Below are 20,845 nucleotides of genomic sequence, written 5' to 3' on the forward strand. Positions count from 1 at the left end.
AAAAACAATTGGAGATTGTCTATGGAAAGCTGCATGACTCTACTATGTAGACATGTATTTATAGTACAATCCCACTGTTTATAATGGTTTACAGCTTTAGAATTTAAAATAGTTTAGATAATGACCGAGATGTTAATGCCGCACTCAACATCCTTGAAGAAGGTATTTTGGCATTAAAGGCGGCTGGGCAAGCCGTTACTGCTTGTGGAGGCGTGCGTCATTCTTGGTCATACCAAGTTGCAGCCTGTGAAACAAGAAGCATCGCCCTTTAAGGGCGGTGAGAAGTCACCTAACCATAGGTAAAAGTTGCCTGTGGAGTTAAAACATAGCTTATAATAGCAGTTGAATTGCGTTACTTACTTGCTCGCGGGCCTTGCGCTTGTTAAAGTTAGTCGGTTTTTTCAGACAATAATTATGGGATCCCTTCAGAATGTTCAAGAAGCTGCGTGGCATATTTTCTAATGACCTGTCGATCGATCTCGGTACGGCCAACACTATTATTTATGTAAAAGATAAAGGCATAGTGCTCGACGAACCTTCGGTTGTTGCTATTCGACAAGACCGTACGGGTGGGGCAAAAAGTGTTGCTGCTGTGGGTCATGCGGCGAAGCAAATGCTTGGACGTACGCCTGGTAACATTAAAGCCATTCGGCCAATGAAAGACGGCGTAATAGCCGATTTTCACGTAACCGAGCAAATGTTACAGCACTTTATTAAAAAAGTTCACGCCAATAACGTACTAAAACCAAGCCCTATGGTGCTGGTGTGTGTGCCTTATGGTGCAACGCAAGTTGAACGTCGTGCTATTCGCGAGTCGGCCTTAGGTGCCGGTGCCCGCCGTGTGGTGCTGATTGAAGAGCCGATGGCAGCTGCCATTGGTGCCGACTTACCAGTTTCAGAGCCAACGGGTTCAATGGTGGTTGATATTGGTGGTGGTACCACGGAAGTGGGTATTATTTCACTAAACGGTGTGGTGTATTCGTCGTCGGTGCGTATTGGTGGCGACAAGTTCGACGAAGCCATTATTAGCTATGTACGCCGCCGCTATGGCTCGCTGATTGGTGAAGCTACAGCAGAACGTATTAAACAAGAAATTGGTACTGCTTACGCCAGCGACGAATTACGTGAAATTGAAGTGCGTGGGCGTAATTTAGCCGAAGGTGTGCCGCGTTCATTTACCTTAACCAGTGCGGAAATACTTGACGCATTACAAGAGCCGTTAATGGGTATTGTGAGTGCGGTTATGGTTGCCTTGGAACAAGCACCACCAGAACTTGCTTCTGATATTGCCGAGCGAGGCATGGTGTTAACGGGGGGTGGGGCGTTATTACGCGACATAGACCGTTTGTTAATGGAAGAAACCGGTATTCCAGTAATTGTTGCCGATGATCCCTTAACCAGCGTGGCCCGCGGTGGTGGTAAGGCTTTAGAGCTTATCGACCTGCATGGCGGTGACCTGTTTAGCGAAGACTAAGCTGTGACACCTCTTTTCCTTCGCACTATTTCGTTACGTTTTCGATTAACGCTAGCTTTGTTGCTAGCGTTTTTTCTTGTGCTTTTAGACCACCGCTTGTCGGTTATGCAACCAACCCGTATGGTGCTGAATTCTATTGTTAGCCCAGTGCAATACCTTGCCACCATGCCAGAAGAAATATACCTGCGGCTAAGTGAAAACGTGCGTAGCCGCTTTCAAATGCGCCAAGAGCTAAGCCAACTTCGCAACGACATGCTCGACATGCAAGGTGAAATGCAGCGTTACCAATTTTTAGTGCGCGAAAACGAGCGGCTACGTAATTTACTGGCTTCAGATGCGCGGGAAGACAGTTTGCGTATGGTAGCCGAAGTAATTGCAGTAGATTCCGATTCGTATTCTCACCAAGTGGTAGTAAATAAAGGCACTGCCCACGGCGTGTTTATTGGCCAGCCAGTGCTCGACGACCAAGGTGTAGTTGGGCAAGTGTCGAGCGTGGGCTTAACCACCGCGCGTATTTTACTTATTTCCGACCAAAGCCACGCTATTCCTACCCGTTCCGAACGCAGCGGTATTCGCGTGGTGGTACAGGGGGTGGGCGACACCAGCATGTTGGAAGTAATGCACGTGCCTCATTCAACGGAATTAGAAGTAGGCGACTTATTGCTTTCTTCGGGGTTAGGCGGTGTGTTTCCAGAAGGCTACCCAGTGGCAGTGGTAAAAAGTATAGACCTAGACATAAGCGCGACCTTTGCAAAAGTAACGGCACGGCCTATTGCAAACCTAGACCGAATAAGAATGTTACTGTTGGTATGGCAAGCCAGTAGTGAACAACAACCTATTTTCAACCCTGTGCAAGCAGTGCGCGAGCGCTTTAGTAAAACTAGTTCAGAGCTAGAAGAGAGCGTTGAACATGATGATTGAACACAGTAGTTGGACTCAGCGCGGGCTAATTCTAGCCACTTTTGTGTTGGGCTTAGTATTAGCACTGATGCCCATGAGCCTAGGCTTAGCCGCATGGCGGCCCGACTGGCAAATACTGGTGTTGTTTTATTGGCTAATGGCTTTTCCGCACCGGGTGAGTATTGGCACAGCCTTTATATTAGGCATTGCGGTAGACGTGTTATTAGGTACCACCTTTGGTATTCATGCGGCGGCTTATTCCCTAGTGGCCTACCCAGTGGCACGCCACTACCAACGTATTCGCCACTTTTCTTTATTGCAGCAAGCGGCGTTAATGGGTTTTTTAGTGGCGGCAGAGCGCACTCTTGCCTTTACCGTAGAACATTACTTAAACAACGCCACCTTGCTAAGTAGTTATTATTGGCCAGTCCTTAGTTCGGCGCTGGTGTGGCCTTGGTTATACTTGCTGCTGAGAAAAATTCGCCGTCGGTTTCACTTGGTATGACAGCGCTTACTCTTACCCTGGCTTCTGCTTCACCTCGTCGTAAAGAACTACTTGCTAGCTTACACAGTAACTTTGCTGTGTTGGCGGTGGACATTGAAGAAATACCAGCGCCCCATGAAACCCCGCTGCACTATGTAAACCGTTTAGCCTTAGAAAAAGCCAGTGCGGGCTTAGCCAGGTTAAAGCAACGCCATGCCAACAGCTGGGTGTTAGGTGCCGACACTATTGTAGTAAGCGGTACTGCTATTTTGGAAAAACCCCGCAACTTCGCTGATTTTAACCGTATGATGACCCTGTTGTCGGGGCGTAGCCACGAGGTAATAACCGCCGTGTGTTTAACCAGCCCTAAAGCTACCTTTACCGAGTGTGTGGTAACCAAAGTGAATTTTCGGCCGCTTAGCGAGTCTGACATTCACAGCTATTGGCAAACTGGCGAACCAAAAGACAAAGCCGGTGGCTATGGTATTCAAGGTATTGCCGCGCGCTTTGTACAAAGTATTAGTGGCAGCTACAGTGCTGTGGTGGGTTTACCTTTATGCGAAACCGAGGCGCTGTTAAAGCAGGCTGGTTTTGCGTGCCCTATGGTGCAAGAAAGCGCGCCCGTATTCGCACAGAACACCCTGGCCGAGAGGAAATAATGACCGCAGAAGTATTGGTGAATGTTACGCCTAGCGAAACGCGAGTAGCTATTGTTGAAAATGGCATTTTGCAAGAAATTCATATTGAACGTGAAGCCCGCCGAGGATTAGTGGGCAATGTGTATGTGGGCAAAGTTATTCGCGTATTGCCGGGTATGCAGGCTGCCTTTGTGGATATAGGCTTAGATAAAGCGGCTTTTTTACATGCCTCAGACATTTTTACTAAAGCACCAGCTGGCGAAGAAAGCCAGCGTGAGCACGTAGCCGTAAAAGAAATTGGCCAACTGGTGCGCCAAGGCCAATACCTTATGGTGCAGGTGGTAAAAGACCCACTAGGCACGAAAGGAGCGCGCTTAACCACAGAAATAAGCATACCTTCTCGGTACTTAGTATTAATGCCCCGTTCAGAGCATGTGGGGGTGTCGCAGCGCATAGAAACCGAAGCTGAGCGCGATCGGCTGCGTACCATTGCCAGCGACTATTCCGACAATGACGTTGGTTTTATAGTGCGCACTGCAGCAGAAAGTGCAAGCGAAGAAGACCTCGCCCAAGACGCTAAGTTTTTACGCCGCCTCTGGGCGAAAATTCAAGAGCGTAGAAAGCTAAAAGCAAAGGGCGGCATGCTGTATGAAGACTTAAACCTAGCGGCCCGAGTGCTGCGCGACATGGTGGGCGTAACCGTTGAGCGTGTGCGGGTAGACTCTCGCCTTTCGTTTCAGCACTTAAGCGAATTTGTGGCCGAGTTCATTCCTGAATTGGTAAGCAAAGTGGAAATGTATGAGGGCGAACGGCCTATTTTCGACTTGTTTGATGTGGAAAATGAAATTCAACGGGCGCTTGATAGGCATGTAACGCTGAAGTCGGGCGGCAGTTTGATTATTGATCAAACAGAAGCCATGACCACCATTGATATTAATACCGGCGCTTTTGTAGGCCATAGAAACTTAGCCGATACTATTTTTAATACCAATATTGAAGCTACTCAGGCTATCGCCCGGCAACTGCGGTTGCGTAATTTAGGCGGCATTATTATTGTCGACTTTATTGACATGCAAAACCAAGATCACCGCCGCCGAGTGTTACACAGCTTAGAGCAAGCCTTAGCCAAAGACAGGGCGCGTACTAGCGTAAGTGGTTTTACTTCGTTGGGCTTGGTAGAGCTAACCCGCAAGCGTACCCGAGAAAGTTTAGAGCATGTGCTTTCTTCCGAATGTCATGTGTGCCGTGGTCGCGGCTCAATGAAAACTGTTGAAACCGTGTGTTATGAAATAATGCGTGAAATAGTACGGGTAAATCGCGCTTACGACACAGAACAGTTTGTGGTGTATGCGTCGGCTGCGGTGGCCGAGCGCTTACTAAATGAAGAAACCCACGCCTTGGCCGAGCTAGAAGTGTTTGTAGGCAAACAAGTGAAGGTTCAAATTGAGCCTTTGTACCATCAAGAGCAGTTTGACGTGGTGATGATGTAGTGAAATTTAGGCGCGCAATTGCATATCTTATTAATAAGTTATGGCTACTGCTAGCGGTGCTGTTGGTTACTTCGGCATTGTTATTGTCGGCGGCGCGTTTTGCCTTGCCTTATTTAGACCATTACCGAACGGACATTGAGTCGTTTGTTGAGCAGCAATATGCTCAGCAAGTACGTATTGGCGCACTTAATGCTAGATGGAGTAAGCGCGGGCCAGCTTTAGTGTTAGAACGAGTTGCCTTGGTAACCGACAAAGCCTTGCCTTTTGAACTTGAAGTGGGTGAAATTCATGTGGTGCTGCGCTTTTGGCAGTCGCTGCTTGACCGCCAGCTTGTGTTTGAAGAATTTGTGCTCGACGACATTTCTGTAGAGCTGTATTTAAACCAAAAGTCTACTAGCGAACTACCTTTGTTAGACGCCCTTGAACGGTTATTATTACAGCAACTAGAACACTTCCAAGTACGCAATAGCCGTTTGCATTTGAACACACCCGACGGCGGCCGGCGTACCATTAGTATTGAAGGTTTGCGCTGGCTAAACCGCGACGGCACTCGCCAAGCCACGGGGCGCTTTAGTGTACCCGACGTAACAACCAACCACTTGAACTTTATTGCTGAATTTGACAGTAAAAGTGAGCACGCTTTAACGGGTAGCTTATATGTGGAAGCCAGCCGCTTAGACGTTTCGCCGTGGTTAACCCAGCTAACCAATACCGCCACCATTGAGCGGGCCGAGTTTAACTTGCGGGGCTGGCTTGACTTTCAAAATGCCCAGTTTATTAGTGGCCAAGTTCACTTTGACGAAAACTATTTGGAATGGCGTCGGGGTGACGAAGTACACTCGCTTACCACCAATGCCACCACCTGGTTGCTAACGCCGCAAGAGCAAGGCTGGCTAATGAATTCAGAGCCGTTAGAAGTTCATATTGACGGCCAAACTTGGCCCATTGCCAAAGTTGCTTGGGAATATAGTGCAGGCGGGCATCTGTGGAACTTAAATGAATTAGACATACGCGACTTTGGCCCTATTTGGAGCTTGTTTGGCTCGCCAGGAGAAGAGGTGCGCGAGTGGTCGGCAGGTTTACAACCCTATGGCAAAGTAACCGACTTTAAAGTGCGCTTAACGCCACAGCGCGAATGGCAGTTTTATGTGGCCGCCGATGACTTGTCTTGGCAACCTTATCGGGGTGTGCCTGGAATTTCTGGTTTAGGCTTTGAGTTTTGGAGTGGTGCAGATCGCGGGCGTTTTGAAATTACGGGCAGCTCGGTGTCCTTGTCGTCGCCAAACACCTTTAGTGAAGCGCAAGACTTAGCCGAGTTGGTGTGGCTAGGCTACTGGGAGCGCGACAAATTTGGTTGGAGCTTAAGGTTGCCAAATGCGCGCTTTAGTTTACCCAAGGCCGACTTGATTCAAGACTTTCGGCTGTCGGGTGGAAAAAATTTAGACACCCGAGTGGAATGGTCGGCAGGCAGTGTGTCGCGAGGTATGCAGGCGCTAGAAATATTGCCCTATTTGCCCCTGCAGCTGGGTGAAAAGTTGGCCACTTATTTACAAGGCGCCTTAAAAGAAGGCGAATTAAACGAATTAAATATGATTTGGCGGGGCAGCCTAGCTGACTTTCCGTACCGGGCTGGTGAAGGAGTGTTCCAAGCGCAGGCGTCGTTAGCGCAGCTGAACTTTGAGTTTCAGCCAGATTGGTTGCCAGTAGCTGCAGAGCAGGCCACTATTTTATACAAAAACGAAACGATTCATATAAATACCGACCATGCCACCTTAGGCGAAGTAAAAGCAAGCAGGGTGCGATTACAACTGCCTGAATTGCTTTCGCCCCAGCGCTGGTTACATATTAGCGCCCAAGTTAGCGGCACCCCGACAGCCGCCCGCGAGGTGTTTCGCCATAGCCCGCTTGAAAGCTCGGTGGGTTCGGTGTTAGACCAAGTTGTGTTGGGAAAAAGTATAACGGGTGCATTACGCCTGTCGGTACCATTTTTTGCCGAGGCCGATATACAAATTGAAGGCGAGGTAAACTTACCTGAACAACCAATACATTTAGCCGCCCTTAACACTACAATTGATGATGTAGCGGGGGTGTTGTCGTTTCGAGGGTCTACAATTAAGTTCAAACCGACAACCGCTTCTTGGCAGGGCCTACCGATAGATATACAAGTAACCAGTAATATGGAAGACGAAGGTTACCAATTAAACGCTACGGTGGCCGGCGATTGGACCTTAACTCATCTTGCCGACGCCTTTCCTACAGCACCATTTCTACAAAACTTGATGGGTGAAATAACCAGCTCTGCAGACTTTGTTATGTATTTTGAAGAAGAAGGCTTTAGCTACGACTGGAATATGCGAACCAACTTAACCTCGGTAGACAGTAAATTGCCAGCTCCTTTTAGCAAAGCGCCGGGTGAAATGTGGTTTTGGGACACCCATGTTTATGGTGATAACAAAGAGCTGTTTATTCAAAGCGGAGTAGCTAACCATGCTGTGTTCGACGGCCGCTTGGGTTTAGGCGACGAGCGTTTAAGTACTGCCCGCATACGCCTAGGCCAAATAGCGGACAGCGAGCTTCCGCACCAAGGGTTAGCGCTAAATTTAGATATTGCGCAATTAAACATGGCCGCGTGGTTGGAAATATGGACGGGCTGGCAAAAACAAATCAGTGCGTTACCGACAGCACTAAAAGCCAATAGCCCGAGTATTTTGCGCTATGTGCCGCCGCTAGAACACATAAAGGGCATTGTCGGACAAACCGATGTATGGGGGCAAAAATTCAACTCGGTGCGTATAGACATGGGCCTGTCGGACGGTAAATGGCTTGGTGAAATAAATGCCGACCAAACACGAATGGCCATTGACTATGCCGAGCACAGCGATGCGCTACGGGTAACGGCAGACTTTTTAGAATTAACCAAAGTAGCTTGGCTAGACACAGAAATAGCAGCTGAAACAAAGGCCCAGCAGCGGGGCCAGGCAGCCAATAACTGGCTAAAGCAGGTACCGCCAATTGAGTTTGTGTGCCGCATTTGCCGCTACGACGGTAAAGACTTTGGCCGCGTTACCTTTGGCTTAGACCCGCGCCTTGAAGGCGAACAGCTGCGCCATTTGCGCATACTTAAAACCGGTACGCGACTAGAATTGGTAGGTGGTTGGTACGAGCAAAACGAGCGTATAAATAGCCATGTGAAAGGTAGTTTTAATAGTAAAAACATTAGTGCACTGCTGCAAGAGTTGGGTGCAGACTCGGTGGTACGAGACTCTGAAACTCGGTTAGACTTCGACTTAACCTGGTCGGGTAATTTGCTTGAGTTTAACCGTGATTCGATTGATGGAAGTATAGAATATGCGATGGGTGCGGGGTATTTACGCGACGTAAGCGACGGTGGCGCACGCTTGTTTTCGGTACTTAGCTTAGAAAGCATAGTGCGCAAATTAACACTCGACTTCCGGGATATTTTTGCCCGTGGTATGTTTTATTCTAGCTTTACCGGCACCTTGAACATAGACGATGGGTTAGTGGGCACCCAAAATACAGAAATGATAGGTTCGGCCGGCGACCTAACGGTAAAAGGTACCACTAACTTAGTTACCGAAGAGCTAAACTACCAGCTGTCGTATACACCAAAGGTAACGTCGAGTTTACCAATATTGCTGGCCTGGATGGTGAACCCGCCAAGTGGTTTGGCGGCATTGCTGATTGACCGTGTGTTGCATGAAGCCAAGGTTATTTCGCGCTTGCAGTACCAAATAACCGGCACCTTAAGTGCCCCGGTTATTAAAGAAATTCAGCGTGAAGCCAAAGATGTACAAATTCCAGAAGCCGAGCGCCTACAAATTGAAGAAAGGCTTGAGCCGCCCGTTACTAGTGCGCAGGAGGAAAACAATGACCCCGTACATTAGTGTTTTGCAACTAACCTCTGCAGCCTTATGGGCAACAAACAAAGCTGTTGTGGCAGAGCTATTTGCTTGCTTGCCGGCACAACGGCCGCAACTGGTATTAATACCTGAAGCTTTTTCGCATTTTGGCGCGGGCGAAGCGCAGCTTGGTAGGTACGCGGAAGAGTTAGGCAAGGGCGACGTACAGCGCACCATTGCCGACTTAGCCCGTAAGCATGGGGTGTGGGTGGTAGCAGGCACCATTCCTATGCGTAGCCAAAACGCCACCGACCAGCGTTATGGGGCGGCGTCGCTATTGTTTAATGACCAAGGCGAACAGGTGGCGCGCTATAACAAAATACACTTGTTCGACGCGGCCATTGCCGACAATACAAAACAGTATACTGAGTCGGCCTTTACTGCTCCGGGCCAAGAAATTGTGGTGGTTAATACACCTTTTGGCCGTTTAGGTATGGCCGTGTGTTACGATTTACGCTTTCCAGAGTTGTTTCGTGCTATGCGTAGCCAAGGCGCTGAGATAATTAGTTTGCCGTCGGCGTTTACCAAAGTAACAGGGGCGGCCCATTGGGAGCCGTTATTACGCGCCCGAGCAATTGAAAACCAAGTATATATGCTGGCGCCCAACCAATGGGGTAAACATAACGATGGCCGAGAAACTTGGGGCCAGTCGATGATTGTTGACCCATGGGGCGAAATTATTGCGCAGCAACAGGAAGGTGTTGGGGTTATTTCAGCCGCCTTAGACTTACATAAATTACAGGCCATACGGGCAAAAATGCCGGTAGGGCAGCACAACCGATTCGAGGTAAAGTTTCTTGAGAACTGATTACAGCATACAGCAGCAAGTAAGTGACATGTTATTAAGCCCCCATGGTTTAACCACCGAAAGTTTGCAACGTGGTTTACAGGGTATGTATTCGGGTGCGCTCGATTATGCAGATATTTTTTTACAGCATAGTGTGAACGAAGCCTGGGCGTTAGAAGACAGCATTGTAAAAAGTGGTAGTTATTCGATTGAAGCGGGCCTTGGCGTTCGGGCTGTAACGGGCGAAAAAACCGGCTTTGCTTATGCGGACAGTATTTCTGCCCAGTCGCTTAACGACGCGGTAAGTGCTGCCCGAGGTATTACCGAAGCAGGCCAAGCGCGCAAAGTACAGGTGTTAACGCCAAGCCAATTTACGCCGCTGTATTTAACCGACGACCCGTTAACCACCTTGTCGGAAGCAAAAAAAATAGATCTACTGCAACGCATGGACAAACATGCGCGCAAGCTTGATTCGCGCGTGTGCGAGGTGTCTGTAAGTTTAACCGGCGTATGGGAACACATGCTGGTTGCCGCCACCGACGGCACCTTAGCCAGCGATGTACGGCCTTTAGTACGGCTAAACTGCACGGTGTTGGTTGAGCAAAATGGCCGCCGCGAGCGGGGTAGCTCTGGTGGCGGTGGCCGGGTAGATTACGAATATTTCATGCTAACTGAAGGGAATGAAAAGCCGCGGTATATTGGTATTGTTGAAGAAGCTGTACGCCAAGCCATTGTGATGCTAGACGCGCGGCCTGCCCCGGCGGGCACTTTACCTGTAGTGCTTGGTGCCGGTTGGCCAGGCGTGCTGTTACACGAAGCCGTAGGGCATGGCTTGGAAGGCGACTTTAACCGCAAAGGGGCTTCGGCTTATTCGGGCCGTATTGGTGAGCAAGTAGCAGCCAAGGGTTGTACCATTGTTGACGATGGTACTTTGGCCAACCGCCGTGGCTCGTTAAGTGTCGACGACGAAGGTACGCCTTCGGCCTATAACGTATTAATTGAAGACGGCCGTTTAGTGGGCTACATGCAAGACAAAATGAATGCACGGCTGATGGGTGTACCGGTAACTGGTAATGGCCGCCGCGAGTCGTATGCCCACTTGCCAATGCCGCGCATGACCAATACTTATATGTTAGGTGGCGACTATCACCGCGACGAAATTATAAGCAGTGTTAAACGGGGTATTTACGCTCCACAGTTTTCCGGTGGCCAAGTTGACATTACTTCAGGGAAATTTGTATTTAGCGCTTCCGAAGCTTACTTAATTGAAAACGGTAAAATAACCACGCCGCTAAAAGGCGCAACCTTAATTGGTAACGGCCCTGAAGCTATGGCGCAAGTGTCGATGGTGGGGAACGACTTAGCCCTCGACGCGGGTATTGGTGTATGTGGTAAAAACGGCCAAAGCGTACCGGTAGGGGTAGGCCAACCTACGTTAAAAATTGACGGTATGACAATTGGCGGTACAGATTAGTAGCCTGAAACTTCGCGTAAATACTTGAACAGTTCGCGCTGTGCTGCAGGTGGTTTGTTTTCAGCGGCTTGCTTTTGCGCGGTGCGAATAAGCTGGCGCAGGTGTTGGCGATCAACCGCGGGCCATTTTTCAACGAGGGCTTGAATGGCGTCGTCGCCTTGGCGAACTAAACGGTCGCGCCATTGCTCGAGGGCATGAAAGTTACGTTGTTCGTGTAAATGCGCCTGTTGGCGTAATTCAAGGGCGTCGATAATTGGCTGTGGGTCGTCGCTGCGAATAATTTTGCCAATGTATTGAATTTGGCGGTTAAAGCCAATGTGTTTATTGCGAATTTTACGCGCTAAAGCAAGGGCTTCAAGTAGTTCGCTACTAAGCGGTAAGCCGGCAAGTTGGTTTGGCGACATGTCGACTAGTTGTTTGCCTAAGTCGGTAATGGCTAACGCGTCGCGTTTACGCTCAGACTTGCTAGGGCGCATATCGTCGTGGGGCATGTTGTTTTGGTCTTTTGACATAAAGTTTATTCCGTAATTCGTACAGCAATAAGAGATGAATTACTTATAGTTTATCAGGAAGGGCACTGCGGTGGTACGTTTCAACGTTGCCGGGGGTGTTTCTTCGCCAGTAAAGAGGTTGTTGCAGTGACAAGTCGGGAACAGTTAGAACAAGAAGTAGCTCGCGCCGAAGAGGCCGTAAGCACAGCCTTAGCCCATGCCAAGCGGTTAGGTGCTAGCGCTGCTGAATGTGCGCTTAGTTATAGCCGTGGGTTGTCGGTTAGTTCACGCATGAATGAAATTGAAACCGTAGAATTTAACCAAGACGGCGGTTTAGGTATTAGTGTGTACCGTGGCCAACATAAGGGTAATGCCAGTACCGCCGACTTGTCGCCCCAAGCGGTGGCAGCGGCAGTAGAAAAGGCCTGTGAAATAGCTCGCTTTACCGAAGCCGACCCTTATACGGGTTTGGCCGACGCTGATCGCATGGCCTATGGCTACCAAGACTTAGAGCTGTTTTACCCAGCCGACCAAAGTACCGAGTTTGCCAGCGAACAAGTGTTGCGCTGCGAACAGGCCATGCTGAATATAGACCCACGCATTGTTAATTCCGATGGCGCTAGTTATGCCACCCATTGTGGTTTTCGTATGTACGGTAATACGCATGGCTTTTTGGGCCATTATTTAAGTTCGCGCAATAGCTTAAGCTGCATGCCTATTGCCAAAGAAGGCGAGCGCATGGAGCGAGACTACGCTTACACGTTGGCGCGCAATACTGCCGACTTGGTGGCCCCAGAGCTAGTAGCAGCTGAAGCGGTAGCAAGTACCTTGTCGCGCTTAGGGGCGCGCCGTTTGCCCACGTGCAATGCCCCGGTTATTTTTCACCGCGACATTGCCCATGGCTTATTTGGTCACTTTGTGAGCGCTATAAGCGGTGGTAACTTATATCGGAAAACCAGTTATTTACTCAACCAGCTTGGAAACCAAGTTTTGCCGGAGTGGTTAAATATTTATGAAGACCCCTTGTTGAAAGGCGGCTTGGCTTCTTGTGCCTTTGACCACGAAGGCATTGCCACTACTCCGCGCCAAATTGTTACCAATGGTGTGTTAGAAACTTACTTGTTAACCAGCTACGCGGCTCGGCGCATGAACATGACAGCAACCGGCCATGCGGGCGGTATTCACAACTGGTTAGTTAGCCATGGTAATGAAGGGCTCGACGCACTGTGTAAGCGTATGGGCCGTGGTTTGCTAGTAACGGAGCTAATGGGCCAAGGGGTAAATATGGTGACCGGCGACTATAGCCGTGGTGCTGGTGGTTTTTGGATTGAAAATGGTGAAATTCAATTTCCAGTTACAGAAGTAACTATTGCCGGCAATTTAAAAGACATGCTGAAGTCGATTGTGGCGGTGGGTAACGACGTAGACTTACGCCATGGGGTACAAACGGGTTCGGTACTGTTAGAAGAAATGAAAATAGCCGGCGAGTAGCCGTATGGCGAGGGCGCTTAAGCGTCCTCGTCGAACTTGTCTTGAATAAGCTGTTCAATGGCATTCATAGCCGCTTCGGCTTCGTTTCCTGAGGCGATAATTTCTATTTCACGGCCTTGCTGGCTAGCCAGTAACATAAGCCCCATAACGCTGCCGGCGTCGACTTTTTTGTCGCCTTGGCGCACATGAATAGAGGCTTCAAACTGGTGGGTAAGCTTAGCTAGTTTGGTAGCTGCCCGTGCATGTAACCCAAGTTTATTGCGAATGGTTACCATACGACGTATTTCAGGCATTCTTTTGCCCCGCTTGGTCTAGCTTTTGCTGTTTCTTAATTTGCTCTAGTTCACGGTGTTTCACCTTTACGTTTATGCCAAGTTCGGTTAACCGTTTGCCTAATACTTCAGCAATATACACCGAGCGATGCTGGCCGCCAGTGCAACCAATGGCAATGGTAAGGTAGCTGCGGTTGCTGCGTTCAAAGTAGGGCAACCAGGTTTCGGTAAAGGTTTCTACTTGGTGAATAAACTTAGTCACCAAAGGTTGCACACTTAAAAAATGTGCTACGGGCTCGTCTAAACCGGTGAAGGGTTTTAGTTCGGGCTCCCAATGGGGGTTGGGTAAAATACGGGCGTCGAATACGGTGTCGGCATTAGCGGGTACGCCGTGTTTAAAGCCGAAGGACAGTATAGTAATAATTAAATTCGCGTCTTTACGGCCAAGTACATGTTCGCGTACTGACTCACTAAGCTCGTGAACGCTTAAACCGCTGGAGTCGATATGCCACTGAGAACGGGCTTTTAACGGTGCCAACATTTGGTTTTCAAGGGCTATGGCGTCGGGCAACGAACTTTCTAATCGCGACAAAGGGTGCATGCGCCGAGTTTCGCCATAACGGCGCAACAATACTTCGTCGCTGGCGTCGATAAATAGAATTTCGGGTTTAATTTTGTCAGGTAAAAAGTCGAGCGACTCGGCAAGTGCGTCGCTGTCGTCGGACAGGTTACGCACGTCAACGCTTACCGCCAACGACTGATACTGGCGCAGCGAGTGGATTAATGCCGGCAATAACTGCAGTGGTAAGTTATCGACACAATAGTAGCCAAGGTCTTCTAGCACTCGAAGGGCGATTGTTTTTCCAGAGCCGGAGCGCCCGCTAACAATAATTAATTGCATGGCGTTTCAACTTCCGTAAATACCGTATAAAGCTCCTCGTCGTTGGTGGCTGCCCGCAGTTTTCTGCATACGTCGCGATTATCGAGCCGTTGGGCAACTTCTGAAAGTGTTTTCAAGTGAGCTTCAGGCTCGTTTTCAGGCACCAGCAAAGCGAAAATAATATCAACAGGTTGGTTGTCAATGGCGTCAAAGTCGATTGGCGTAGCCAAGGTCATAAGCACTGCCACCGGGCGGCTAGCATGGCTTAGCCGGCCATGTGGAATGGCTATACCAAGACCAATGCCGGTGCTGCCCAAACGTTCGCGTTGAAGTAAGCTGTCGAATACATCGTCGCTACTTACACCCGCTAGCTTGGGAGCAACCAATTGACTAATAACTTCCAAAATTTTCTTTTTACTTGTTTCCTGAACTGCACTACGCGTGCAGTCCAGGCTCAAGATCTCACGAAGGTCCATACGTATCTAATGTCTTCTCAGCTTTTCTTTATGTTTAATAACCTGGCGATCGAGTTTATCGATTAGGCCATCGATTGCAGCGTACATGTCTTCATGCTCAGAGGTGGCAAATAGCTCGCCGCCACTTACATGCAAGGTAGCTTCTGCTTTTTGGCGTAGTTTTTCAACATTTAAAACCACGTGCACATTGGTGATGTGATCGAAATGACGCTCTAACTTTGCAAACTTAGTGTCTACATAGTTACGAAGTGCGTCGGTGATATCAACATGATGACCGGTCAGATTAATTTGCATATTACGTCTTCCTTATTTTGCCGCCTTCTATAAAAGGCTTTTTCTCTGATTGGAAGGAGGGATGCTAAGCGCTTCCCGATACTTCGCAATCGTTCTGCGAGCGACTTGGATTCCTTGGTCGGCCATAAGTTCGGCAATTTTGCTGTCGCTTAATGGCTTCGCCGCAGGCTCCGCAGCCACTAGTTTACGTATCAATGCGCGTATAGCTGTAGATGAACGCTCCCCCCCATCTTCGGTACTTACGTGACTGGAGAAGAAGTACTTTAGCTCAAATATGCCGCGCGGGGTATGCATGAACTTCTGCGTAGTAACTCGCGAGATAGTTGATTCATGCATCTCTATACTTTCTGCGACATCGTTAAGTACCATTGGTTTCATTGCTTCTTCGCCATACTCAAAGAATGCCTGTTGTCGCTGCACAATACAATTGGCGACCTTCAATAAAGTTTCATTTCTGCTTTCAATGCTGCGAATAAACCAACGGGCTTCTTGGGTATGGTGGCGAATATACTGGCTGTCTTCGGGGTTACGAGCACTTTGTGCCATGGCGGCGTATTGCTCGTTTACCCGTAATTTTGGTAGGGAGTCGGGGTTTAATTCAACCAGCCAGCGGCCCTTGTGTTTGCGTACCGACACGTCGGGAATAACATAGTCGCCTTCGCTGGGCATAAAAGAGTCGCCAGGGCGAGGTTGTAATGAATGAATTAGTTTCATTACTTCTCGCAGTTGGTCTTCTTTTAATTTGGTTTTACGGGCCAAAGTACGGTAGTCGCGGTTGCCAAGTAGGTCGATGTGCTGTTGTAAAATAACGCGGGTTTCCGCTAGCCATGGGGTGTTTTCAGGCCAGTGGTTAAGCTGTAGTAGTAAACACTCACCTACGTCGCGGGCACCAACGCCTACGGGATCGAAATTTTGAACGCGTTTTAAAACTACCGCAACTTCATCAATTTCCACGTCGGGGTACTGTTTAACCACCGCGGCTAAAACCGTGTCTAACGACTGGCTAAGGTAACCGGTGGTGTCTATGGCGTCGATAATTACTTCTGCAATATATTGGTCGACTTCAGAAAAACGTGACAAACGCATTTGCCATAGCAAGTAGTCTTGTAGGCTTTCACTGGTTTCGCCTTGGTACACATAGTCGTCGTCGGAGGCCATGCCCGCAGACGAACCGCTACTGCTACTCGAGCCAGCGGTATAGGTGTCGTCCCAGGTGCTGTCGGTGGCTAAGTGTTCGGGCAGTTCTTCATTTGCCATGGCGTCGGCCGAGTCTTGCTCACTGGCATCTACTTGTTCTTGTTCGTTGCTATCAAGCGCTTTTTCTTTACTGGTCGCTTCGTCGTTAAAGTCATCTTCTTCAACTTCAAGCAAAGGATTATTGTCGAGAGCGTCTTGAATTTCTTGCACTAATTCCAAGGAAGAAAGCTGCAAAAGCCGGATCGCTTGCTGTAGCTGCGGGGTCATTGTCAGCTGTTGGCCAATTTTAAGCTGCAGGCTTTGCTTCATAGCGCTTCTAAAATAGCTCCTTTAAACAAGAATAATAGATGTGCAATACAGTTATATATTACAAAGAAAATTGTTCACCTAAGTAAACTTCTTTTACTTTTTGATTTGCTAATACCTGTTGCGGTGACCCTTCGGCGATCAGCTGCCCTTGGCTAACAATGTAGGCGTGTTCACACACCGATAAGGTTTCGCGTACGTTGTGGTCGGTTATTAACACGCCTATACCACGTTGCCTTAATTGGTGAATGATTTTCTTGATATCGATCACAGAAAGCGGGTCTACGCCAGCAAAAGGCTCGTCTAACAAAATAAACTGGGGTTCGGCGGCAAGGGCGCGAGCAATTTCAACGCGGCGGCGTTCACCACCTGAAAGCGCCATACCTGCACTACTTATAATATGGCCGATACTGAATTCGCTGACAAGGCTGTCGAGTTTGTCTTCTCGTTCGGCTGGGCTGAGGTCTTTGCGGGTTTCTAAAATAGCCATAATATTGTCGCGCACCGACAACGTACGAAACACAGAAGACTCTTGTGGTAAATAACCTATGCCACGCCGAGCTCGCTCATGCATAGGTAGCAAGGTAATGTCGTGGTTGTCGAGATAAATTTTGCCCTTGTCGTTTTTAACTAAGCCAACGATCATATAAAACGTGGTGGTTTTGCCAGCCCCGTTCGGGCCAAGCAATCCAACCACTTGGCCGGCGTTCACGGTTAGGCTGACGTCGCTTACTACGGTTCGGCCTTTGTAGGCTTTCGCTAAATGCTCTGCGCGTAATTGTGACATGCTGATTAATTGTTCCCTTTTTTCTCTTCAGACTGCTCACGAGGTTGTAAACTGGTTCTTACCCGTTGGCCCGACTGTTCACCGCGTTCGGCCGTAATGGTTTGGTTTTCGAGATCATAAGTTATGTCTGAGGCTTTTAAAAAATTTCCGCTTTGTAATAACTCAGCATTACCCGATAAAATTAGAATACGATTAAAGGCGTCGTAAGTAATAATATTAGCACTGGCGTTAACGGTTACTCCAACGTCTACTTCTTGCTGGTAAGTGGCAGGAGAGCCCGTTGCTACCAACCGTTCAGCATCGCTTACGTCGCTGCCAAAACCTTCTATAACTAAGCTTTCCGCGTGAATAATTAAACTACCTTGGGTAATAACAACGTGGCCTTCAACGCGCACTATATTATTGCGCAGATCGAAAAACTCGTGGTCGGCGTCGATATTAATCGGCTGCGCAAAGTCGCGAGTTAGAGTTTCGTTAGCCCAAGCGGTATTGGTAACGAAGCTAACGCTGATGGCCACTAGGATAAAAAATTGTTTCCACATGCTGTATTAATTCCAGTTGTTGAGACTCAATGTCGACGGTTAAACCTATACCACGAATAAGAAATTGCGGCCCAGAAATAGTCACCGGTGACTCGGTATACATTTGCTGAGTAGTTAAGTCGATAGCTAAGTAGTCGGTGTTAATATTCCGAATATACCCGATATTCGATAAATTCATGAGTTCTACCTGCGTTATTAACTCAAGTTTCTTGTCGTTATAAAAACGCCCTTCGGTGGCTTTCACTTGCCATAGTTCGGTTGCACCTTCAGGCTGATTTTCAATATTGGTTATATATACCGGCAAAGTAAGCTCGGTTAAATTTTGCTGGCTGTAATGGGCCATGTGCGCGGCACGAATTCGGTGCGACAAACGACCATTCGATTCGAAAATACGGGTTACTAGGTTTTCGGCAGTAAAGTCGGGCACTAGCTGCTCTTGCTCGGACAATGCAGGCGCTTCTTGCTCTTGCTGCCATGGTTGCCAAAGTATCAAGGTGGCAACTATTGCTAACAGGCTGATAAGAAACAGTGTGCGTTGGTTCACGTACTGCTCTCCATTACTTGGTGCAGTTTGCCAGCGCCCAATAATATTAAGTCGGCTATTTCCCGTACCGCACCAAAGCCACCACGGCAGGTGGTAACATAGTCGGCGGCGTGCTGAACCGCTGGATGGGCGTCGAAGGGAGCAACACCTAGGCCGGCTAATTGAATAAGGGGTAAGTCGGGGCTGTCGTCGCCAATATATGCGGCTTGGTCGGCCGTTAGCCCCAGAGCGTCGAGAATTTCTGCAAAAGGCGCTTCTTTTTGCTCTTGCCCTTGGTAAATAAAGGGTACGCCTAGGGCGGTCATGCGCTCGTGCACTATGTTTGAGGTACGGCCAGTAATAACGGCCACTTCAATACCTGCCGAGCGTAACGCCTTTACCCCAAGGCCGTCGCGGGTATGGAAGGTTTTAAGTTCTTCACCGTTATTGCCTAGGTAAATACGGCCGTCGGAAAATACGCCGTCTATGTCGCATACTAGCACTTTTATTTGCGCCAGTTTTTGTAACAGTTGTGGCGCAATATTACCGTACCAGGTACTAACCATATTAAATTACCCCAGCTTGTAAAATGTCGTGCATGTTAAAAGCGCCAATGGTTTGTTTGTGTTCGTCGACAACAATTAAACCATTTATTTTACGCGCTTCCATTAGTTGTAAGGCCTCAGCAGCAAGCATGTGTGGAGTGGCAATAATACAGTTGCTGGTCATTACTTGGGCAATGGGCGTTTGGTGAACATCGATACGTTGATCGAGTATGCGGCGCAGGTCGCCGTCGGTGAAAATACCTAACAATACATTTTGGTCGTTCACTATGCTGGTCATGCCAAGCCCTTTACGCGACATTTCTAACAAGGCCGCCGAAATAATAGCATTGCTTTTTACTTTAGGAATACGGTCGCCTTGGTGCATAATGTCGGCCACCCGAAGAAGCAAGCGTTTGCCTAAACTACCGCCTGGATGCGATAAGGCGAAGTCGTCGGCGGTAAAGCCTCGCGCATGCAATAATGACACTGCCAACGCGTCGCCCATGGCTAAGGTGGCTGTAGTGCTAGCGGTTGGCGCCAACCCAAGAGGACAGGCTTCTTCGTTAACAGCTACACATACGTGTACGTCGGCCAAGGTAGCTAAGGTAGAGTCGTGGCGACCTGTTAGCGCTATAAGAGGTACGTTTAGCCGCTTTAGTACCGGAATAATACTAACAACTTCGCCGGTTTCACCAGAATTAGACAGCGCCAAAACAACGTCTTGCTTGGTGATCATGCCTAAGTCGCCGTGACTTGCTTCGCCGGGGTGAACAAAAAAAGCCGGTGTGCCAGTACTGGCTAAGGTGGCTGCAATTTTACCGCCAATATGGCCCGACTTTCCCATGCCTGTAACAACTACCCGGCCTTTACACTGCAACATAAGTTCGCAAGCAAGGCCAAACTGTTCGTCTAGGCTGTCGTGTAAGGCGGCCAAGGCGGCACGTTCAATATCAAGCACTCGGCGCCCTTGGGCAAGATAATCCGGTTTCAACATAAGGACTTTCCTAACTATATTTTTAGTTGCTGGCAGTATACCACCTTGCAAGCAAATACGTTTAAGAACCTAGCAGAGGAAATAGCGTTTACTTAACTAGCTATATCAATTACTATACCGCACGGACGGTTGTGGTGTATCGTAATTTTACAGCAGCATTAAAAGGAATGACACATGACAGAGGCAAAAGCAGTTGGACGCGGTGGTCGTCCGAGCAAACGTGACTTTATATTAGAGCGGGCTGAAGAGTTAGTACAAGACAAAGGCGCGGCGCAATTAACCTTCGACGGTTTAACTGAAGTTACAGGTATTAGTAAAGGCGGTTTGCTGTATCATTTTTCGAGTAAAGACGCACTGATTGAAGCAATGTTAGAACGTTATGTAGATCGGCGTATAACATTGCGTCGGGAATTAATTGGCGACCAAGAGCCCACCAGTGATAACGAAATAGTTGCCTTGATTAAGTCGGAGCTGGCCCACAACAAACGTGGTAAGTTGGGTGTCGACAGCGCAATTATTGCTGCCGCGGCTACTAAACCATGCTTAATGGAAATTATTGCTGACCGACAAAGAGAGTTGTTTACCTTATTAGACCAAAGCAGTGCCGGACCAATTCAAGCACGGGTGGCTTGGTATGCGGTGTTAGGTAATCGCTTGTGTCGCCAATTCGGTATTGCTGGTGGCGAAGAAGGCAACGACGACGCTTTTGCCAAGTATTTAATACAAATGGTAGAAGCTGATAACTCGAACTAAGCAAAAGCCAATAACAATAGTAGGCCGAATTCAGGTACAATAAAGTGTTCGTTCGGTCTACTTTAGAATAAACCGTGAGGGTGGCGCATGCGGCCCTTCAAATTCAAGTTTCCAAGCATAAGCGAGA

Annotated in this window: 21 protein-coding genes; 10 read left to right on the plus strand and 11 right to left on the minus strand. The window is 48.5% G+C overall.

Going from position 1 to position 20,845, the window contains the following annotated elements; genetic code table 11:
• Positions 1-430: 430 nt before the first annotated feature.
• From M1L23_RS07995 to tldD, 8 genes are read left to right on the plus strand one after another with little or no spacing between them, the layout of a single operon-like run.
• Entirely contained in the window at positions 431-1,474 is a 1,044-nt protein-coding gene (locus M1L23_RS07995; protein ID WP_252626810.1) for a rod shape-determining protein, read from the plus strand.
• A gap of 3 nt (positions 1,475-1,477) precedes the next feature.
• The gene (mreC, locus tag M1L23_RS08000) at positions 1,478-2,395 is read left to right on the plus strand and encodes a rod shape-determining protein MreC (RefSeq protein WP_252626811.1); all 918 of its coding nucleotides are present in this window, start codon (positions 1,478-1,480) and stop codon (positions 2,393-2,395) included.
• Positions 2,385-2,879 carry a rod shape-determining protein MreD gene (gene mreD / locus M1L23_RS08005; RefSeq protein ID WP_252626812.1) on the plus strand — a complete coding sequence of 165 codons (495 nt, stop codon included), beginning with the start codon at positions 2,385-2,387 and terminating at the stop codon, positions 2,877-2,879. Before mreC ends, mreD begins: the two co-directional genes overlap by 11 nt.
• Entirely contained in the window at positions 2,822-3,517 is a 696-nt protein-coding gene (locus M1L23_RS08010) for a Maf family protein (protein WP_338021836.1), read from the plus strand. The genes mreD and M1L23_RS08010 overlap by 58 nt, the downstream gene beginning before the upstream one ends.
• Positions 3,517-4,986 carry a ribonuclease G gene (gene rng / locus M1L23_RS08015; RefSeq protein WP_252627116.1) on the plus strand — a complete coding sequence of 490 codons (1,470 nt, stop codon included), beginning with the start codon at positions 3,517-3,519 and terminating at the stop codon, positions 4,984-4,986. Before M1L23_RS08010 ends, rng begins: the two co-directional genes overlap by 1 nt.
• A complete protein-coding gene (locus tag M1L23_RS08020; RefSeq protein WP_252626813.1) occupies positions 4,986-8,891 on the plus strand; it encodes a YhdP family protein in 3,906 nt (1,301 codons plus the stop codon). Before rng ends, M1L23_RS08020 begins: the two co-directional genes overlap by 1 nt.
• A complete protein-coding gene (locus M1L23_RS08025; RefSeq protein WP_252626814.1) occupies positions 8,875-9,714 on the plus strand; it encodes a carbon-nitrogen hydrolase family protein in 840 nt (279 codons plus the stop codon). Before M1L23_RS08020 ends, M1L23_RS08025 begins: the two co-directional genes overlap by 17 nt.
• A 28-nt stretch (positions 9,715-9,742) precedes the next feature.
• Positions 9,743-11,167, plus strand: coding sequence for a metalloprotease TldD (gene tldD / locus M1L23_RS08030; protein WP_252627117.1), 1,425 nt, complete (start codon positions 9,743-9,745; stop codon positions 11,165-11,167).
• On the opposite strand, the gene yjgA is transcribed toward tldD, so the two are convergent.
• Positions 11,164-11,679, minus strand: coding sequence for a ribosome biogenesis factor YjgA (gene yjgA / locus M1L23_RS08035; protein WP_252626815.1), 516 nt, complete (start codon positions 11,677-11,679; stop codon positions 11,164-11,166). The two genes, tldD and yjgA, sit on opposite strands and share 4 nt — an antisense overlap.
• Positions 11,680-11,805: 126 nt before the next feature.
• On the opposite strand from yjgA, the gene pmbA reads away from it, so the two are divergent.
• Positions 11,806-13,149 (plus strand): metalloprotease PmbA, encoded by a 1,344-nt coding sequence (gene pmbA / locus M1L23_RS08040; protein WP_252626816.1) that lies wholly within the window; start codon positions 11,806-11,808, stop codon positions 13,147-13,149.
• A 17-nt stretch (positions 13,150-13,166) separates the two neighbouring features.
• Here pmbA and M1L23_RS08045 read toward each other — a convergent pair whose 3' ends face one another.
• From M1L23_RS08045 to M1L23_RS08090, 10 genes are read right to left on the minus strand one after another with little or no spacing between them, the layout of a single operon-like run.
• On the minus strand, positions 13,167-13,442 hold the full coding sequence (locus tag M1L23_RS08045) for an HPr family phosphocarrier protein (RefSeq protein ID WP_252626817.1): 276 nt from the start codon (positions 13,440-13,442) through the stop codon (positions 13,167-13,169).
• Complete coding sequence (gene rapZ / locus M1L23_RS08050; protein ID WP_252626818.1) at positions 13,435-14,322, minus strand: RNase adapter RapZ; 888 nt, start codon at positions 14,320-14,322, stop codon at positions 13,435-13,437. The genes M1L23_RS08045 and rapZ overlap by 8 nt, the downstream gene beginning before the upstream one ends.
• Positions 14,313-14,777 (minus strand): PTS IIA-like nitrogen regulatory protein PtsN, encoded by a 465-nt coding sequence (gene ptsN, locus M1L23_RS08055; protein WP_252626819.1) that lies wholly within the window; start codon positions 14,775-14,777, stop codon positions 14,313-14,315. Before ptsN ends, rapZ begins: the two co-directional genes overlap by 10 nt.
• A gap of 6 nt (positions 14,778-14,783) precedes the next feature.
• On the minus strand, positions 14,784-15,071 hold the full coding sequence (hpf, locus tag M1L23_RS08060) for a ribosome hibernation promoting factor (protein ID WP_252626820.1): 288 nt from the start codon (positions 15,069-15,071) through the stop codon (positions 14,784-14,786).
• A gap of 27 nt (positions 15,072-15,098) precedes the next feature.
• Positions 15,099-16,577, minus strand: coding sequence for an RNA polymerase factor sigma-54 (locus M1L23_RS08065; protein ID WP_252626821.1), 1,479 nt, complete (start codon positions 16,575-16,577; stop codon positions 15,099-15,101).
• A gap of 58 nt (positions 16,578-16,635) precedes the next feature.
• Positions 16,636-17,361: an LPS export ABC transporter ATP-binding protein gene (gene lptB, locus M1L23_RS08070; RefSeq protein ID WP_256473688.1), complete on the minus strand. Its 726-nt coding sequence runs from the start codon at positions 17,359-17,361 to the stop codon at positions 16,636-16,638.
• 5 nt (positions 17,362-17,366) lie between these two features.
• The gene (gene lptA / locus M1L23_RS08075; RefSeq protein WP_252626822.1) at positions 17,367-17,903 is read right to left on the minus strand and encodes a lipopolysaccharide transport periplasmic protein LptA; all 537 of its coding nucleotides are present in this window, start codon (positions 17,901-17,903) and stop codon (positions 17,367-17,369) included.
• A complete protein-coding gene (gene lptC / locus M1L23_RS08080) occupies positions 17,863-18,447 on the minus strand; it encodes an LPS export ABC transporter periplasmic protein LptC (RefSeq protein ID WP_252626823.1) in 585 nt (194 codons plus the stop codon). Before lptC ends, lptA begins: the two co-directional genes overlap by 41 nt.
• A complete protein-coding gene (gene kdsC, locus M1L23_RS08085; protein ID WP_252626824.1) occupies positions 18,444-18,992 on the minus strand; it encodes a 3-deoxy-manno-octulosonate-8-phosphatase KdsC in 549 nt (182 codons plus the stop codon). Before kdsC ends, lptC begins: the two co-directional genes overlap by 4 nt.
• 1 nt (position 18,993) lies before the next feature.
• Positions 18,994-19,965: a KpsF/GutQ family sugar-phosphate isomerase gene (locus tag M1L23_RS08090; RefSeq protein WP_252626825.1), complete on the minus strand. Its 972-nt coding sequence runs from the start codon at positions 19,963-19,965 to the stop codon at positions 18,994-18,996.
• A gap of 174 nt (positions 19,966-20,139) precedes the next feature.
• Between M1L23_RS08090 and M1L23_RS08095 the strand changes: the two genes are divergently transcribed.
• Positions 20,140-20,718, plus strand: coding sequence for a TetR/AcrR family transcriptional regulator (locus M1L23_RS08095; RefSeq protein ID WP_252626826.1), 579 nt, complete (start codon positions 20,140-20,142; stop codon positions 20,716-20,718).
• Positions 20,719-20,845: the final 127 nt, after the last annotated feature.

Origin of the sequence: Aliidiomarina quisquiliarum (assembly GCF_023922585.1) — a bacterium.
In the GTDB taxonomy this organism is placed as follows: domain Bacteria; phylum Pseudomonadota; class Gammaproteobacteria; order Enterobacterales; family Alteromonadaceae; genus Aliidiomarina; species Aliidiomarina quisquiliarum.

What these genes read in the sequence shown, in the direction of transcription:
- M1L23_RS07995 (WP_252626810.1), top strand. Translation starts at nt 431, where the DNA reads ATGTTCAAGAAGCTGCGTGGCATATTTTCTAATGACCTGTCGATCGAT.
- mreD (WP_252626812.1), top strand. Translation starts at nt 2,385, where the DNA reads ATGATGATTGAACACAGTAGTTGGACTCAGCGCGGGCTAATTCTAGCC.
- rng (WP_252627116.1), top strand. Translation starts at nt 3,517, where the DNA reads ATGACCGCAGAAGTATTGGTGAATGTTACGCCTAGCGAAACGCGAGTA.
- M1L23_RS08025 (WP_252626814.1), top strand. Translation starts at nt 8,875, where the DNA reads ATGACCCCGTACATTAGTGTTTTGCAACTAACCTCTGCAGCCTTATGG.
- tldD (WP_252627117.1), top strand. Translation starts at nt 9,743, where the DNA reads ATGTTATTAAGCCCCCATGGTTTAACCACCGAAAGTTTGCAACGTGGT.
- yjgA (WP_252626815.1), bottom strand. Translation starts at nt 11,679, where the DNA reads ATGTCAAAAGACCAAAACAACATGCCCCACGACGATATGCGCCCTAGC.
- M1L23_RS08045 (WP_252626817.1), bottom strand. Translation starts at nt 13,442, where the DNA reads ATGCCTGAAATACGTCGTATGGTAACCATTCGCAATAAACTTGGGTTA.
- rapZ (WP_252626818.1), bottom strand. Translation starts at nt 14,322, where the DNA reads ATGCAATTAATTATTGTTAGCGGGCGCTCCGGCTCTGGAAAAACAATC.
- ptsN (WP_252626819.1), bottom strand. Translation starts at nt 14,777, where the DNA reads ATGGACCTTCGTGAGATCTTGAGCCTGGACTGCACGCGTAGTGCAGTT.
- hpf (WP_252626820.1), bottom strand. Translation starts at nt 15,071, where the DNA reads ATGCAAATTAATCTGACCGGTCATCATGTTGATATCACCGACGCACTT.
- M1L23_RS08065 (WP_252626821.1), bottom strand. Translation starts at nt 16,577, where the DNA reads ATGAAGCAAAGCCTGCAGCTTAAAATTGGCCAACAGCTGACAATGACC.
- lptB (WP_256473688.1), bottom strand. Translation starts at nt 17,361, where the DNA reads ATGTCACAATTACGCGCAGAGCATTTAGCGAAAGCCTACAAAGGCCGA.
- lptA (WP_252626822.1), bottom strand. Translation starts at nt 17,903, where the DNA reads ATGTGGAAACAATTTTTTATCCTAGTGGCCATCAGCGTTAGCTTCGTT.
- kdsC (WP_252626824.1), bottom strand. Translation starts at nt 18,992, where the DNA reads ATGGTTAGTACCTGGTACGGTAATATTGCGCCACAACTGTTACAAAAA.
- M1L23_RS08090 (WP_252626825.1), bottom strand. Translation starts at nt 19,965, where the DNA reads ATGTTGAAACCGGATTATCTTGCCCAAGGGCGCCGAGTGCTTGATATT.
- M1L23_RS08095 (WP_252626826.1), top strand. Translation starts at nt 20,140, where the DNA reads ATGACAGAGGCAAAAGCAGTTGGACGCGGTGGTCGTCCGAGCAAACGT.